Source organism: Saccharophagus sp. K07 (assembly GCF_014336955.1).
Classification (GTDB): Bacteria; Pseudomonadota; Gammaproteobacteria; order Pseudomonadales; family Cellvibrionaceae; genus UBA5868.
In genome coordinates, this window is sequence record NZ_QRAI01000001.1 from 250,510 (window position 1) to 268,058 (window position 17,549).

General features: G+C 48.7%; 9 protein-coding genes. 6 read left to right on the forward strand and 3 right to left on the reverse strand.

What is annotated here, in order from left to right; genetic code table 11:
* Positions 1-64: 64 nt before the first annotated feature.
* From DWB84_RS01095 to DWB84_RS01105, 3 genes are all read left to right on the forward strand, one after another.
* Positions 65-1,726 (forward strand): non-reducing end alpha-L-arabinofuranosidase family hydrolase, encoded by a 1,662-nt coding sequence (locus tag DWB84_RS01095; RefSeq protein ID WP_255428772.1) that lies wholly within the window; start codon positions 65-67, stop codon positions 1,724-1,726.
* Positions 1,727-1,804: 78 nt separating this feature from the next.
* The gene (locus tag DWB84_RS01100) at positions 1,805-3,388 is read left to right on the forward strand and encodes an endo-1,4-beta-xylanase (RefSeq protein WP_187407916.1); all 1,584 of its coding nucleotides are present in this window, start codon (positions 1,805-1,807) and stop codon (positions 3,386-3,388) included.
* Between the two features lie 211 nt (positions 3,389-3,599).
* Positions 3,600-5,747: a family 43 glycosylhydrolase gene (locus DWB84_RS01105; protein ID WP_222867975.1), complete on the forward strand. Its 2,148-nt coding sequence runs from the start codon at positions 3,600-3,602 to the stop codon at positions 5,745-5,747.
* Between the two features lie 110 nt (positions 5,748-5,857).
* Here DWB84_RS01105 and DWB84_RS01110 read toward each other — a convergent pair whose 3' ends face one another.
* Positions 5,858-7,378, reverse strand: coding sequence for a malectin domain-containing carbohydrate-binding protein (locus tag DWB84_RS01110; protein WP_187407917.1), 1,521 nt, complete (start codon positions 7,376-7,378; stop codon positions 5,858-5,860).
* A 253-nt stretch (positions 7,379-7,631) separates the two neighbouring features.
* On the opposite strand from DWB84_RS01110, the gene DWB84_RS01115 reads away from it, so the two are divergent.
* The 3 genes from DWB84_RS01115 to DWB84_RS01125 all read left to right on the forward strand — a co-directional run bounded on the left by DWB84_RS01115 (position 7,632) and on the right by DWB84_RS01125 (position 13,874).
* The gene (locus DWB84_RS01115; RefSeq protein ID WP_187407918.1) at positions 7,632-9,731 is read left to right on the forward strand and encodes an alpha-L-arabinofuranosidase; all 2,100 of its coding nucleotides are present in this window, start codon (positions 7,632-7,634) and stop codon (positions 9,729-9,731) included.
* Between the two features lie 86 nt (positions 9,732-9,817).
* A complete protein-coding gene (locus tag DWB84_RS01120; RefSeq protein ID WP_255428773.1) occupies positions 9,818-12,274 on the forward strand; it encodes a glycoside hydrolase N-terminal domain-containing protein in 2,457 nt (818 codons plus the stop codon).
* Between the two features lie 385 nt (positions 12,275-12,659).
* Positions 12,660-13,874, forward strand: a complete 1,215-nt coding sequence (locus DWB84_RS01125) for a GGDEF domain-containing protein (protein ID WP_187407919.1) — start codon at positions 12,660-12,662, stop codon at positions 13,872-13,874.
* A 356-nt stretch (positions 13,875-14,230) separates the two neighbouring features.
* Here DWB84_RS01125 and DWB84_RS01130 read toward each other — a convergent pair whose 3' ends face one another.
* Entirely contained in the window at positions 14,231-16,333 is a 2,103-nt protein-coding gene (locus DWB84_RS01130) for a family 43 glycosylhydrolase (RefSeq protein ID WP_187407920.1), read from the reverse strand.
* Positions 16,311-17,516 carry an AraC family transcriptional regulator gene (locus tag DWB84_RS01135; protein WP_187407921.1) on the reverse strand — a complete coding sequence of 402 codons (1,206 nt, stop codon included), beginning with the start codon at positions 17,514-17,516 and terminating at the stop codon, positions 16,311-16,313. Before DWB84_RS01135 ends, DWB84_RS01130 begins: the two co-directional genes overlap by 23 nt.
* Positions 17,517-17,549: the final 33 nt, after the last annotated feature.

Here is a 17,549-nt window from a genome sequence, read left to right on the forward strand (position 1 = left end):
GCTCGCGTCTTTTTCACGCAAAGGCATCTGACATAACAACAGCTACATACGCGAGTGAAAAAATATGAATCAAAACGTCAAGCGCGGAAGATTTGGCACAAGATTGATTGCGCATACGGCGTCCGCTTTGCTGATGACGCTTTTAGTAACCGGTTGTGGGAGCGAGCAGCCGGCACCGGGCAATGCCAACTCGTCGAGTTCCTCGTCCAGTAGCTCATCTTCATCAAGCTCAAGCTCGTCCTCCAGCAGTTCATCATCGTCCTCCAGCAGTAGCTCCAGCGGAATTGTGCATCCGACCTGTGCGAGTGAAGCGCGTAACGCTTTTCAAATGATGGTTCCGCAGATTCCGGGTCGAATCGAGGCTGAGGATTTTGACCCTAATGGTTATATGGATTCGTCGGAAGAAAATGAGGGCGGTGCTTACCGCACGGATACCGGCGTCGATATCAAAACCATCAGCGGTGGACACGCCGTCGGTTGGATGACCAGTGAAGAATATCTGGAATACACCGTGTATGTTCCAACGGCAGGTGAATATGACGTGACCATTCGTTCCGGCTCCACCAACGCCGGGCGCACCCTGAAAATTTCCCAATGTAATACCGCTCTGGTTGAGTCGTTTACCGTGCCGACGGTGAGCGCGTGGGGCGAATTCAAAACCTGGTCGGCGGGAAAAATTCGTTTGCAGGCGGGTTATCAAAAAATTCGCGTTACTGTCAGCGGCGAAAGTTATCTCGATCTCGATTGGATCCACATAGGGCCTTATGACGGCACTTTGGACCCGGTGACGCAGACCTGCGATTTGCCAACGCGTTTCCAATGGGAATCCAGTGGACCTTTGATTTCACCTAAAAATGGCGCGTTTGGAATTAAAGATCCTTCCATAGTGCATTACAACGGACGTTTCCATATTTGGGCGACCATTAATGACGGCAATTGGAAATCCGTTTATTTGAATTTTACCGATTGGAATCAGGCGGCTAATGCACAGCATATCCCCATGAATGGCACGCAGGTGGGCAATACGGTTGCGCCACAGGTATTTTTCTATCGCCCGCACAACAAGTGGTACATCTTCACCCAATGGGGACGCGGTTATGCGACTACCACGGATATTACCAACGTCAACAGCTGGACGCGCAGAACGGATTTTCTCCGCAACGGCCCGCCGATCGAATCCAATAAACCGGAATTGGATTATTGGGTGATTTGCGACGACACCCACTGCCATTTGTTTTTCTCGCGCGATGACGGTGTGCTCTATAAATCCAAAACCACACGCGAGAATTTCCCGAATTTCAATGGCTACTCCATCGTCATGGAAGACCACCGCGGCAATGGCGCAAGCTTTTTATTCGAAGCGGCCAACGTCTACAAGGTCGACGGCACCAATAAATATTTGTTGCTGGTTGAAGCCTATCGAACACCGGGATACGGTCCGCGTTATTTCCGCTCCTGGACATCAACGAGCCTGGACGGTCCCTGGACTGCGCTTGCCGACACTGAAGAAAATCCTTTCGCTGGCGAAGCCAATGTCACATGGCCGCAAGGAAAATGGGCCACCGGTATCAGTCACGGTGAATTGGTGAGATCCGGCTACGACGAATATCTCACCATTGATCCCTGTAATTTGCAGTTTTTGTATCAGGGCGATTCCGGAAATTCAGTAAACGGGGATTACGGTGGCGAGCCTTATAAATTGGGCTTGCTCAAATTGAAAAAGTAAAGCTAACAAAAATTGGGGCTAGGAAGCGCTGCCGCGAAGGCAGCGCTTAATTCTAATAAGCAAAAACGAGGAGCTTTTATGAATAAGCAATATTTCACCAATCGGTTATTGAGCATGCGCATGTTGGCAATTGCCGGATGCGCATTTTTATTTGTGGGCTGCGGTAGCGACGGCGGCACGTCTTCGGGCGGCACAACAAATTCATCCAGCAGTTCGACAAGCAGCTCTTCCTCAAGCAGTTCATCTTCAAGTAGTTCGTCTTCGTCATCATCCAGCAGTTCTTCCAGCAGTTCCGCATCGAGTTCGGGCACGATTCCCGCGGGATCGTCACTGGTTTATGCGATTAATGCGGGTGGTTCTGCCGTAACCGTTGGCGGCGTGGAATATAAAGCGGATCGTTTTGCCTCCAGCGGTTCCCCCAATTCCACCGCCGATGCTATCGACGGCACTACGGATGATGTGCTTTATCAAAGCGAGCGCTACGGCAATTTTAAATACGAAATTCCCGTTACCAACTCTACTTACAGTGTGCATCTGCGCTTTGTCGAACTGTTTCACCAAGCTGAAAGCGGCCGTCTTTTCAGTGTAACGGTGGAAGGGCAGCCGGTATTTACAGATTTCGATTTATATAAGGTCGCCGGCCATGACCATGCCTACGACATCATAGTGCCGAATATTATGGTGGCAGATGAAAAACTGACGATTGAGTTGAGCGCCAGTATCGACAACGGCACCATCAGTGCATTTGCGATCTATTCCAACGCAGGTGGAAAATTTGTCGAGCCGCCGGTAGTTCCAGGCAAAGATCATAAGTTCTTTGTCGGTAATATCACCACATCCGGCAATGTGCGTTCCGATTTTATTCAGTATTGGAACCAGATTACGCCAGAAAACGAAGGCAAATGGGGCTCAGTTGAAGGTACTCGCGATCGATATAATTGGGCGCCAGTGGATCATATTTATGAATACGCTCGGCAACACAATATCCCAGTTAAAGCCCACACCTTTGTTTGGGGTGCACAATCACCGTCTTGGTTGAACAATTTGAGCGGACCAGAAATCGCTGAGGAAATTGAAGAGTGGATCCGCGATTATTGTGCTCGCTACCCTGACACTGCCATGATCGACGTGGTCAATGAAGCCGTGCCTGGACATCAACCTGCGGGATATGCGCAAAAAGCCTTTGGTAATGATTGGATTGTCCGAGTCTTCCAATTGGCTCGCAAATATTGCCCCAATTCCATTCTTATTCTGAACGACTACAACAATATCCGCTGGCAGCATAATGAATTTATTACACTGGCCAAATCCGCCATCCCAAGCGGTTATGTGGATGCGATTGGTTTGCAGGCGCACGAATTAAAAGATGTTCCTGCATCAACCGTGCAAACGGCTCTGGATAACTTGTGGAATCAGCTGCGCGTTCCTATCTATATCTCTGAATACGATATAGGTGAAACCAATGATCAGCGTCAGTTGCAGAATTTCCAAGCGCATTTCCCGGTGTTTTATAACCATCCGCATGTCAAAGGCATTACCATCTGGGGTTATGTGGTCGGCAGAACCTGGATTGAAGGCTCGGGTTTGATTCAAGACAATGGAACACCTCGCCCGGCCATGACCTGGTTGATGAATTACATAAAACAGAATCCAAAACAATAAGACCATAAAACCCATTGCCTCTGAAAGCACCGTTGTGACTGTTATTGGGAAAGGGACTTCCCACTTTTATCAGAAGTCGTCTTGAAAATGCCGGCGCTCGCATGTGAGCCGGATCTTGACCCGCTCCGTTCTTGCGCTCGGCTGATTTTTCCGATTTCTAGCTCAACAGTCGTGTCTTTGGCTATTCTTATTTTTTATCCGGGTGCTCTATATGTCGATAAGATCCAGAAGCATTTTTGCTATTTTATTTGTACTGCTCATGGTCATAGGTTGTGGTGAGCAATCTTCCTCTGGCGGTGAACAAACAAGCTCTTCCTCCTCATCATCTTCTTCATCGTCTAGCAGTTCATCATCAAACAGTTCTTCCTCGAGCTCTTCCTCTTCTTCCAGTGGTGCTCCCATTTCGAACCGATTGGTGATTGCGATCAATGCAGGTGGTGCGGCGGCGGAATATGCTGGAATCGAATTTCAGGCAGATCAGTATTTTCGCGGCGGTAGCGTGAACAGTACGAGTGATCCTATTTCTGGTGTGGACCAGGATGTGCTGTTCCAGACCGAGCGTTACGGCAACTATTCCTACGAAATTCCAGTCTCTGATGGTAAATACGATTTAAGATTATTTTTTAACGAGCTTTACCATTCAGCCGAAAATGGTCGGGCTTTCAGCTTGGCCGTTGAGGATCAAGTGATATTTACCAATCTGGATTTATTTAAGGAAGTCGGGCATGACACGGCTTACGAACGTGTTGTTCGAGGCGTAAATGTCAGCGATGGCAGCTTAACAATCAAACTGACCGCCAGTGTCGACAATGGAACCTTGTCGGGTATCGCGGTATTTTCTGATACCGGGGAATTACAAAAGCCGGTCTATCCAATAGTGCGCGCAACCAATCCCAATATTTGGGCCGATGTGCCGGACATGAGCGTTATCCGGGTTGGTGATACTTATTACATGAGCAGCACCACCATGCATCTCAACCCTGGTGTGCCTATCATGAAATCCAAGGATTTGAAAAACTGGGAAGTCGTCAATTATGCCCATACAGCGCTGGATGCGAATAATAATGCGCTGAATTTGAATGGCAGCAATGCCTACGGCAAAGGTACCTGGGCGAGCAGTATTAATTACAAAAATGGCACTTACTATGTGACTTCATTTTCCTACACCACTAATCGAACCTATATTTGGAAAACTACCAATATTGAGGGCGGCACCTGGAGTCAGTCAGTGCTGCCGAATTTGTATCATGACAGTTCACTGCTGCTCGATGACGACGGGCGTAATTATCTGGCCTATGGATCCGACCAGGTTCGTTTGATCGAATTAAATGCCGATGCTACAGCAATTAAATCGGGTGGAATTAATCAGACGATTATTCAAAGTGCTTCTGCGATTGCAGGTACAAATTTTATTTTGAAAGCTGAAGGCACTCAGATTCAAAAAATCAACGGCTGGTATTACATCTCCAATATTGTCTGGCCGAGTGGTGGACCTCGCACGCAAATTGTTCATCGCTCGCGCAGTATTACTGGGCCTTATGAAGGGCGCGTGGTACTGCGGGAAAATGTCAATGGCGCAGGTGTCGCGCAGGGTTCTTATATCAGCACGCCGAACGGCCAATGGTTTTTGTACGCATTTCGCGACAGCGGCGCGGTGGGCAGAATTCCGTATTTAGTTCCTGTGACATGGCAAAACGATTGGCCAGTTGCTGGCAGTGTTCCTGCCACGCTGAATTTTGATGTCGAAGATCGCCAAGTCAGCGGCCTTATCCGTTCGGATGACTTTAATAGTGGATCCTTGGATATTGTCTGGCAATGGAATCACAATCCAGAAACCAATGGCTGGTCTTTAACGGATCGCCCCGGTTTTTTGCGTCTGAAAAATACCCGCGTCGATGCCAATATTCACGCGACGCGCAATACGCTGACACAACGTATGTTCGGGCCGACCAGCACTGGCGTGGTGAAATTGGATGTAACAGGACTTAAAGATGGCGATACCGCAGGAATTGCCGCATTTCAGGATCAATATGGTTATGTCGCTGTTAATCGCAGCAATGGAAGAAATTATGTGGTTATGGTGAACAACAATGGCAAAAATCACACGGAAGTTGCGCGGGTTCCACTGGATCAGGAAATTGTCTATTTGCGTGTGCGCGGTGATTTCCGCAATCAAACGGATAAAGCCACTTTTGCCTACAGCTTGGATGGCAACAATTGGACGTCGCTCGGCAATACCTTGCAGATGTCATACGAGCTTACCCATTTTATGGGTTATCGCTTCGCTCTATTTAATTTCGCACGACAGTCTGCCGGCGGTTATGCGGACTTTGATTATTTTCAAGTAAGTGCGGAGTAAACGGAAAAGTAGGGAGCTTAAAACAACAAAAAGGGAGAAGAGCAAGAAAATGGCATATCCCTATGCCAGCTTGCCCCGGCAATCCATTGCTGGGGCAAGCGTTTCCTAAATTAATTAAATCCTTTGTGCATGGATGTCCATGGTTGACGGCACAGACGGCAGTTGTTGCCAATGAACATGCCTTTACCATTTGCGCTTTCATCACCTTTCAACATCCAGTTCAGCCAGCCGACGGCGACAATACCGAATTCGCCACCGTTATCCTGGAAGTAGGCATCGCCGTGTCCGATCGGGTAGTTGGCGTGGTAAATCGGCACATTGTTGACTTCGCTGTACTGCTGACGACCGGGGTTGTAGGCCACGTCGCTCTGGTCGCCGTTGAAAATTGCCAGCGGAGAGTGGAAGCGTGGGTAGTAATCGAATCGGTCGCCGTAAATGCCGAGGCCGCTGTTTAATGCCACCGCTGTTTTTACGCGTGGGTCAACAGCTGCGTAGTGAGCCATACCGCCACCGCATGACCAACCCATAGTGCCGACATTTTCCACGTCGAGTTTGCCGTAGAACTGGCTGCACTCACGGCTGTTTTCGGCGATTGCCCAGTTGATGGCTTTGATCAACTCAGTACCTTTGCCGTCGTTGTTGCCGGAACCGAAAGGTCCACCGTTGGCGATGACCAAGTAGCCGTGTGAAGCAATTTGCAACAGGAAGTCGGCTTGTTCAGTACCTATGTTGGAACAGGCGCCGTTACCCCAGGCCACGATTGGGATCTTGGTCACTTTGCTCAGATCCGGACGATAAATCGTGTGGTTCGGCAAGGTCTGAGTAGCGTGCTCAATCGCGTAGCCGTAAGGACCAGATGGCGGATTGCGTTGTTCAGGACGAGTAACCGCTCTGTTGTAATCAATAGCCGTCGGCAATTGACGATCAGCGGTTGAACATACTGGCTCTGGTGGCTCTTCAAATACACCGCCGTCGCGGGAATAAATGGCAAAACCGCTGATGGTGGCGTTATCGATCACTGTGGTGAGATTGATGGTCAGTTTGTTATCGGCTACTGCGATGTTTTGTACGGTTACGGAATATGCAGTGTCGTGGCCCACTTCACCGAACAAATCAAAATTGCTGAGAACGCTTTGGCCTTCTACGGTTACGTTAAAAGAACGTGATCCGGTAGAAGTGTGATAAAGCTCGGCAAAATGCAGCACTACACTGTAGGTCGCATTGGATACGGGAATTTCATAGCTATAACTTCCGTAACGCTCAGATTGGAACAGCGTATCTTCATCAACTCCCGCAATTGGATCCGTGACGATTTGCGGTGTACCGCTGGAGGCGAAACGATCCGCACGATAGGTAACGCCGCGGAAAGTGGCTGGAGATGAACCGCCCGCATTAATTGCATAAACCAATACGTCTTGATCGGAAATTCCACCGGAAGACGAACTGCTAGAGCTGGACGAGCTGCTGGAACTCGAAGAGCTGCTGGATGAGCTGGATGAAGAACTCGATGAGTTGGAGCCGCTGGACCCATTGTTACCGCCACAGCCTATCGTTGCGCTGAGAATCAGCGCAACGATCACTGCGGAGCAACCTCGCCCCGGCCAAGTGCCTTTTGGTGTTAGGGATGACATAAGTTGCTTGCCTCTGATTTTATTTATGGTAAGTGCAGAAAAAAGAATCGAGTTAGTTATAAAAAACGTCGGAACTTATAAGACATATCATATGATAAAATGAATGGGTGCAGATGTGAGACAATTCATGTTGCACTCATTGACAACTACGCAGGTTTGTAACGCGACAAGCACGGATAAAAATTGGAGGTGTTTCGATAGGAAAATCCGCCTGCTGCACTCTTACTAATAACTATTTGATGAGATAAGCAGAATGAAAAATTCATCCTCAAAAATATCCCGACGTTCTTTATTGATGGGCTCTGCCGTATTGGCGGGCGGCTGGAATATTCTGGCTTTATCTGCGGATAATGGCTTATCTGCAGGAAAAACGCTTGCAGCGCAAATCGATACGCAAAATACCCGTCCCAAATTGTCAAATATGCTTTATGGCGGATTTATTGAGCATATTGGCAATTTGATCAACCACAGTCTGTGGAGTGAGGTATTGGATGACCGCAAATTTTATTATGGAGTGCTGGAAAAACCGGAACCAAAACCTACAGATCCGCGCGCCGCTATGCGTTTTTTGCAAAAGTGGGTTGCTATAGGTCCAATATCTTCCATTCATTTGGACACGCAAAATCCATATGTGGGGAAACATAGCCCAATTATTTCTGTGACTGGAAATAATGAAGTTGTTGGCATTGCACAAAATGGTTTAGCAATTAAATCGACTGTTCCTTATAAGGGGCGAATCGTTATATGGGCGGACCCGGGCGTTAAAGTCACAGTGACCTTGCGTTGGGGGGATCAATCCGTCTCGCAAAAAATTCGCACGACGCAAAAGTGGAAAACACAAAGCTTTTCGTTGAATCCTGGTGTGGATACTCACTCTGCCAGATTTGAAATTGTGGCGACGGGTAAAGGTCGCGCAGGTATAGGCGCAGTTTCCTTGATGCCGGCGGATAATGTGAAAGGGTTCCGCGCCGATACGCTTGCTTTGATGAAGGAAATGAAATGCCCCATTTTGCGTATGCCCGGCGGCAATTTTGTTTCCGCTTATGATTGGAAACACACCATTGGTGATCCCGACCGCCGACCGCCGATTTTTGATCCTGTGTGGAGCGCGCTGCAACCAAATGACGTAGGTGTTGATGAATTGTTGCAGTTCTGTGAATTGATCGGCAGCGAGCCTTTCTGGTGTGTCAATACAGGTTTTGGTGAACCGCGCTCCGGCGCTGAATTATTGGAATACGTCAACGGCGCATCTGATACAACCTGGGGGAAAGTGCGCGTTGCCAATGGTCGCAAAACTCCCTATCGCGTTAAATATTGGGCGGTAGGTAATGAAATGTACGGACACTGGCAGATGGGCCATATGGCACGCGAGCAGTACACCGTCAAACACAATTTGTTTGTCGAAGCCATGCGCGCGGTTGATCCTTCTATTTATATAGTCGCGCCCGGCGGTTTTGTGGATGAGATGACCACCGGCCAAGGTATTTTTATTGAAGGCCAGCCTGAAGTGAAAGTCGGATCGGAGCGCGACTGGGCGTACGGCATGTTTAAAAATAGCTGGGGATATTTCGATGCTTTAGGCACACACGCCTATCCGCCGCAAAATAAACGTTTCGATTTAAAAACCGGCAAGCTGTTTGATGTGCAACAGTCTCTTAATGAGTGGGCGCGTCAGCCAGCCAACCGAGTCCGAACCATGGTGGATGCCTGGGAGGAATATAAAAAGCATTTTCCAAAATTAAATGAAGGTCACGTCAAAGTATTTTTTGATGAATGGGCCTATGCGTTTGACGACAGTCTGAAAAACGCCTTGGCAATCGCCTTGACCTTTCATGAGTTTTTCCGCCATACGGATTTTATTGCCATGGCCGGATTTACCATGGCGACCGGTTGGCTCGACTATGACCGTACTGCATCCACCATCAGCGCCAAGGGGCGAATTTTCCAGTTGTATCAACAGCACTTTGGCGCGATTCCGGTAGCGGTCAATGGCAATTCACCGACGCCGGAGCCGCAATATCCCATCGGCGGCGACCAACCCAAAGTCAACGCTGGCAGTCCGACCTATCCGCTGGATGTTTCCGCTGCTCTCACTGAGGATGGCAATGCATTGGTGATCGCTGTGGTTAACGCCACGGAACAAGCGTTGCCATTAAATCTGGAGATCACAGGATTTCCATATGCGGCACAAGGTAAGTGCTGGAAATTCACCGGCACAGGCCCGGACGCTAAAAATGCGGTGGGCAAAGCGCCGGAAATTCTCACTCTGGAATCTGAATTTGATGCGACAGCAAAAACGCTGCGCATTGAAGCGATCAGCGTAGAATTGTATCGGTTTGAGAAATTGGTTTAATTATTCCAGGGGGTTAACCCCACCCCAACCCTCCTCTTGGAAAGGGGAGGGCTTCCTCAATAATAAATCTGAAGAGGGTAAAAACCTTGCTCCGCAATCTAACTATTAGTGTCTGCCTGTCTTTCCTATCTATAACGGCTTATTGTGACGAGCTGAAATTGTGGTACAACAAGCCCGCGCAGATTTGGGAGGAAGCCTTGCCCCTCGGCAATGGCCGCATAGGCGCTATGGTATACGGCGGGGTAGAGCGGGAAACTATTCAGTTGAATGAGGATACCTTCTGGGCAGGTGGTCCGCACAATAATTTGAATACGGCAGCGCAGAAAGCCTTGCCAGAAATTCGTCGTTTAATTGCTGAAGGTAAACACGCAGAAGCCTCTGCGCTGGCAGAAAAAACCATTAGCAGTCAAGGCGCGCAGGGAATGCCCTATCAAACTGCGGGAAGTTTGCAGATTGATTTTCCGGGGCACGCTTCTTATAGCGATTATTATCGCGAGCTGGATTTAACCAATGCGGTTGCGCGCACTCAGTACCGCGTAAGAGGCAATAATTTTTATCGCGAGGTGTTTACCTCCTTTGTCGATCAAGTGGTTGTGATTCGCCTGCATGCGGATAAACAAGGCACGCTGAATTTTTCCCTGGCATTATCCCATCCGGAAAATATGTCAGTTCAGGTGAAAAGTAATGGTTTGTTATTGCAAGGGACTTCCTCCGATCACGAAGGCGTAAAGGGCCAGGTTCAACTAGCCAATCTGGTGCGGCTGCTACATCAAGATGGCGAAATGGAAATGCGCAACAACCAGCTTTCCGTCCGCAATGCAACTCAGGCGGTTATTCTGGTTTCTCTCGCCACCAATTTTGTGAATTATCGGGATCTGTCAGCTAATGCATTGGTGCGTGCAGAGCAAACCATGCAGACTGCAATCAACAGCTTTGGCGAATCCGCCGCGGACTATGCTGCACGGCGCTCGGCTCATGAAGAATTTTATCGCCAGTATTTCGATCGAGTGGCATTGGATTTGGGGACAAATGCATTTGCACAAGAGCCAACCGATCAGCGAATCGAAAAATTTTCCCAGCGTCACGATCCCGCATTGGTCGCTTTGTATTTTCAGTTCGGTCGCTACTTGCTGATTTCATCTTCACAACCGGGAACCCAAGCTGCAAATCTGCAGGGCATTTGGAACGCTGACAGCAAACCGGCCTGGGACAGTAAATATACGCTGAATATCAACGCGCAAATGAATTATTGGCCGAGCGAGGTGACCAATCTCGCGGAATTGCACGAGCCATTTATTTCCTTGATTCGCGATTTGTCTGAAACCGGTCAGGAGGCTGCGCGGACCATGTACGGCGCAGCAGGCTGGGTCGCTCACCACAATACGGATATTTGGCGCACCACGGGAGCAGTCGATGGCCCATGGGGGCCTTGGCCGACCAGCAATGCGTGGCTGGTGCAGCACTTATGGCAAAAATATTTGCATTCAGGTGATAAAGAATATTTGCGCAGTGTCTATCCGATTATGAAATCGGCCTGCCGATTCTTTGAGGATTTTTTGTGGCGTGATGAAAAAACTGGCTGGTTGATGGTGTCGCCTTCCATGTCGCCGGAAAATGAGCCCTTGGCCACTGGAGTCAAAATCGCCGCCGGTGCCACTATGGACAATCAGCTGTTATTTGATCTTTTTACCAATACCATGGCAGCGGCAAAAATTCTGCAGCAGGACAAGGCGGAAATTCGTCATTGGCAAAACATCATCGAGCAATTGCCGCCTATGCAAATCGGCCGCTACCACCAATTGCAGGAGTGGCTGGATGATTGGGATAATCCTTTTGATCAGCATCGCCACGTTTCCCATTTATACGGGCTTTATCCCAGCAACCAAATTTCGCCTGTTCGTACTCCGGATCTTTTTAATGCTGCCAAGGTGAGCATGGAGCAGCGCGGCGATCCTTCCACTGGTTGGTCGATGAATTGGAAAATCAATTTGTGGGCGCGCCTGCTCGATGGTGATCGCGCGCTCAAACTGATTCGCGATCAAATCAAATTAGTGAAAGTGAGCGGCTTTTCCGAATCCGGGGGCACTTACCCCAATATGTTCGATGCGCATCCGCCTTTTCAAATCGATGGTAATTTCGGTTTTACCGCGGGCATAGCCGAAATGCTGGCGCAGAGCCACGATGGTGCGATACACCTGTTGCCGGCACTGCCGAATGCCTGGCCGGCGGGCGAAGTAAAAGGTTTGGTGATGCGCGGCGGATTTGTAGTCGATATGCGCTGGGAGCGTGGTGACGTGGTTTATTTAAAAGTCCACTCCCGCTTGGGAGGTAATCTACGTCTTAGAAGTTATGCTCCCTTGCCAAAGGCGCAGAATGTTCGCGTAACGAAAGCGAAAGGGGAAAATCCCAATCCGTTTTACGCGGTCCCTAAAATCAAAATACCACGTAAAAACACCAACAAGAACCTGCCGCAGGTTTCACTTGAACGGTCGTTTATAGTGGAGGTGATGACCAAAGCGGGTGAGGACTATATTTGGAGGTAATATTACCTATATAAGAGTGGGTTTTCTTTTTATAAAATCTTATTTGCATATCGCATAAGGAAGCTCATCTGACGCCTTGATCTCCAAAAGTTTTATGCCGAGTACAGCTCCGACAGAGGGCTGTACCAAGATTTTCTTGCTGCGGTGTACCCACAATTAAATAAAGGTCTACACTGGATATAGACCACCGAAGAATCGTCTCGCTAAGTGGTCTAATACTTGAAGTCATTGAATGGCTCGACGCAGCCACAATCCACCTATGTAAATGATCTAGATAAGGGCGACATGAGGTAAGCCACATTATATGGGGAGGGAGAAAGTTTATAAGCTTGTTTTCCAGGGAATATACTTCCTGATTTTTTCTATCGTGCTCTTTTGTGTCACGATGATCGTTATAAATCCGAAAAAATATATCCAGCTATATCCTTACCCGGGTACCGCGGTGCATTTGTTTGCGGACTCCGAGCTGCCGGAAGGTACCAGCAAAGCTGCGTGGATAGACAGAGAGCAGGGGCTGTTTACCTGCGAGATTGGCTATGGGGTGCAATATCCTTACTGCGGCGTCATCATAAAATATAAGGACAGCGCATCTCCCAATTACGATATCCCCGATGAGTTTGCAATGCCTGACGCAACCTCCCTGGATTTATCCACATACGAAAGAGTGCATCTTTCGGTGGATTATGTTGGCGAAAGCAATGCCATGAATTTTTTTCTGCGCAATATTATCGATGAGAAGCCTCTGACACTTGATGCTTATGGCGCATTGCCGTATATCCATTATGAATATGACCCCATGCGGAAGCCAAATGAAGTTGAGTTTTCCCGGATGGCGGTTGCGAGATGGTGGATCGATCGAGTCAAGCCTCCGCAGGAATTGCGGACGCCGAGATTCGATAAGGTATTTGAACTCGGTATCGACTTGCCAGCGCTGTCACCGGCCGGAATACACCGATTTAAATTGAATAGTATTACGGCCAGCAAATCCTATTTTTCTCAGATGCATCTGCTAATAACGATCTACGCTTTGGCAGGTGTTGCGATTCTGGTGTTTTTGGTCCAGCTTCTGACAAGTTTTTGGGCGCGCCGTCTGACAGAAGAAAACCGCGCTCTGCGCAGCACCATGATCATAGATCCGTTGACGAAGTGTCTTAACCGACTTGGCTTGGAAACCGTGATTGGTGAAATGTTTCCGGTTGCTGACGGAGCTAGTGTATATGTGATGATTCTCGATTTGGATCACTTCAAAAAAATCAACGATACTCTGGGGCATGCTACAGGTGATGAGGTGCTGCGCAAGGTTTCTTTTGCGATATCGCAAGAATTGCGCGCTGATGACTTTTTCGGCCGCTGGGGCGGTGAGGAATTTATTATTATTTCCAAAATCTCCGGCGATAAATTGGAAGTGATGATCGGCCGCCTAATGCGCGCTTTGCAATCTATAACACTGCAAGGCCCTGCAGAACCCTGGAAAGTGACTATGAGCGTCGGCGTTACAGATGCGCGCAAAGGTGAATCATTCGACACTACCTTCAAGCGCGCGGACGAAGCTTTGTATCAGGTCAAACAATCGGGACGAAATAATTGGAAGCTCGGATAGGTTGATTTGAAGAAATAAAAAGGGTGCCTTTGGGCATCCTTTTTTTATGCTCGTGACTCGCCCTAAATAAATTGACGCTTCCAGGCACGAGAGCAGAGTGGTCGTTCAGCATACCCGCGTAATTATTGCTGCCATTTAAATGGATCAAGCCACCTATCGCCCTCACCTAAATCTTCTCCCCTTGGAATGAGCCATTCTCAGCTTGCGGATCTCATAACTTGGAGAAAGCAGGGGTGAGGGGCACAAACCGGCCACATAGGTAACCCTTTGGACTGAGGGCACTCGTACTTCACTTCAGAAAACAAAAACGCCCGACGAACTTCATCGAGCGTTTTTTACTATCGAAAAAATTTTATTTATCGATATTTTCGTCGTTGCGCCCAACCCAACAATCCCAACAACGTCAGGAAGCCAATGGTGCTGCTTTGCAGGCTGCCACCGGAGGAACCGCCGGATGACGAACCGGATGATGAGTTGCCGGACGATGATGAGCTTGAGCTGCTGGAAGACGAGCTGCTCGAAGAGGAACTACTCGAAGATGAACTGCCAGCGGTTTTGACGAGAATGCCACTGAGTGTGCCGTTATCCACGGAGGTGCTGACATCAATGGTCAGGCTGCCATCGGTAACTGTGGTGGAAATGCCAAACAGTGTGTACGCAACGTCATGGCCGACTTCCGAGAATAAATCCACGTTGGACAGAACCTCCCGATTTTCAACTTTGACACTGAAAATCCGGTTGTCGGCGGCTTGTTGGTACATCTCCACAAAATGCAGATCCACTTGATAATTGCCCGATGTCACGGGAATTTCGTAAGTGTAATCACCATAGCGCTCGGTGGAAAAAATCGCACTGCCTTCAGCGCCCTGGATCGTGTCTTCCGTGCCGTTGATTTGCCCACCGGAGAAGAAAATATCCGGTTGGTAATAAACGCCTTTGTAATAATCTCCGCTGGAGCCACCCACATTAATCGCCGCTATAACGGACGGAGGGTTGAGTGGCGCATAGCCTTTGGTTTCTTCCGTGACTTTACATTCCTGACCGGCTTGCACGCCCCAGCCATTGCGGTCCACGTCGGCGGATATATCGCAACAAATAGCAACGCCGTTTTCATTGCCGCAATCCGGTGGTACGGAAATAAATTGATACCAGTTGACGTTCACGCGTCCGCGCGCTTTTAAATAAATATCTTTTACACCGTGCGCGCCGCTCACACTCGCATTGATGGTGCGGAAACTGGTAAGACCGCCAGTGGCTGGTACTTGAATAGTTGCGGCAAGTGGTCCGTTTTCTGAATCCAGGCGAATTTCCAATGTGGCCGCAGAAGAGGCTGCCACATTGATATCAATACTGGTCGCGCCGGATTGAAAATCCACGTTGGAAACGCGCAACCAACTGTTGTTGAAAAATTGCACGTGCATGGTGCCGTCTTGGTTGCGTTCGGTTTCAATGCCGGATTGACGATCGATCGTCTCAGCTTCCACCTTGCGGTAAGGGTCGAAATTTTTCAGCTTGGGCACACCCTGAGTGGTGGTCTGCACTCTTTGCATAGTGCCATCGGTATTGAAATAGGCAAGATCGGCGCAGATGGAGCGCTCATATACACTGCCGCCGGACGCCGCGCGATTGTGATAAAACGCGTACCACTGGCCGTTCACTTCAACAAAAGATGCGTGATTATTGTTGCCGACGTTATTAATGGGATTGGGAATAACCGTTCCACGATGTTGAAAACCCGTAGTCGGATTATTACTGGTCATGTAATCAATGGTGAAGCCGCCGCTATTGTCTGTGGAATAACTGAAATAATAGGTATTGTTGCGCTTAAACATATAAGGCGCTTCAAAAAACTTCGGCGCATCAATGGTGATGGCGGAGCCTACGGTGCTGCGCAAATCATCAGAGAGTTTAATGACGCGCGCGTTGCCTGGACCACCACCACCGAAATAAACGTACATGGTGTTGTCGTCATCGACAAATACGCCGGGGTCAAATAACCACTCTACGTTGGCATTGGGGGTCTGCCGGGTAATCAGCGCTCGGCCAATTAAATCGCGATAGGGGCCTTCGGGTTTTTCCGCTTCCAGAATACCAATATTGGATGCACCGTTGGGAAATACCAGATAGTACTTGCCGTTGCGTTTGATCCAGTCCGGTGCATAGGCTTGGGTTGCCCAGGTGGTGTTGGCACGGGCGTCAAATATGATGCCGTGATCCTGCCAGTTGATTAAATCATCACTGGAAAATAAATAATAATCGCTGAGGTCGTAGCTGGTAGCGCCGTCTTTGTCGTGGGATGCCATGACGTAAAATCGGCCATCGTAATATCGAACAGCAGGATCCGCGGTAAAAACGTGCGATACCAAAGGGTTGTCAGCGTGCGCTGAAATTCCTTGCCATAAGAGCGCACATATTGCGGCGCTGAGAGCAGCTTTTTTAGGATTGTGTAACATTTTCATTATCGGCCCCTGCGGTTTCACCTTTTTGGGAATATATGGATTTGAACATTTTGGGTGAGCATCCATACTCGTTTTTAAACAACTTATTGAAATAGGAAACATTGTTGTAGCCAACGGAAAAGGCAATCTCCGCAACATTGGCTTCCGGTTTTTCGGAAAGTAGGCGGGCGGCTTCCGTCAGGCGTAATTTGTTGAGATAAGCGCTGAACGTGAGGCCGATTTCGTCCTTCAAAATACTGTTCATCTTGGTGCGGTTAATTCCGAGTGCGGAAATGGCCGTTTCCAAGCTGATATCGGGATTGGCATATTCCGTGGCCATATAGCGCAACACCGCGCTTTTTTCTTTATCTCTATGTGGCTCGACGGACAACTGCTGATAGGCAATCAAGGGCCGGTCTTTTTGGATTTGTTCTTCCAAGGTGGCGATCAAGATTTTCATATGCACCTTGAAGAACCAGAAGCCGAATGTCAGCCAGATAATTCCGGAAAATGCTGCAAAAAAGTACAAAGAACGCCAGTCGCGTCCAATCAATTCGACATCGGCAATTTTCACGGATGAGGGTGTATGTCGCGGACTTTGGATCGAAACACCAAAACTTAAATTGGCGACTTGACTGAGTTGATAGCCGCGGTCGGACAAGCTCACGCCGTGATAATTAAGCCACCATTCGGGAATTTCCAGATGACGCAGATCAATTTCGACGGTTTCCCACTGTTCGTTGCAGGAGAAAAACGCGGTTGGAATGCGGAAGGCTTTGGGATGATTCTCGTCTGCAAATGCACTGTCGCGAGTAACGGCGGTAAAACTCAATGTATTGGCCGGATTACATTTGACGCTGAATCGCAGCAGGGGATATTTGGCCAGATTGGCGAATTCGGTAGCGGTATCCTGCGGATTGAAATACAGAGCCAGGGTGGCATAGCTGTAGGCAGCCTTATCGGACAAGGTAAAGCTATAGTCGAGAGTTTGCACTGCATCATGGACCTGAATAGTCGATTCACCATCCTGCTCAGAATCGGAACTGGCCTGGATTTCCCAAGGAAGTACGCTTTTTGAAGCGGGTAATAGACGGTCGACCAAAAAGGTTTGTTCGAAACTGATATAGCCAGCCAGAATCGTCGTAATAACAAGAGACGCAAAGAGAATTGCGGCACTTCTATAAAATCTGGGCGTCTCGTACATGGGCCTTGTAATCTAATAATTGATGGCGCGACG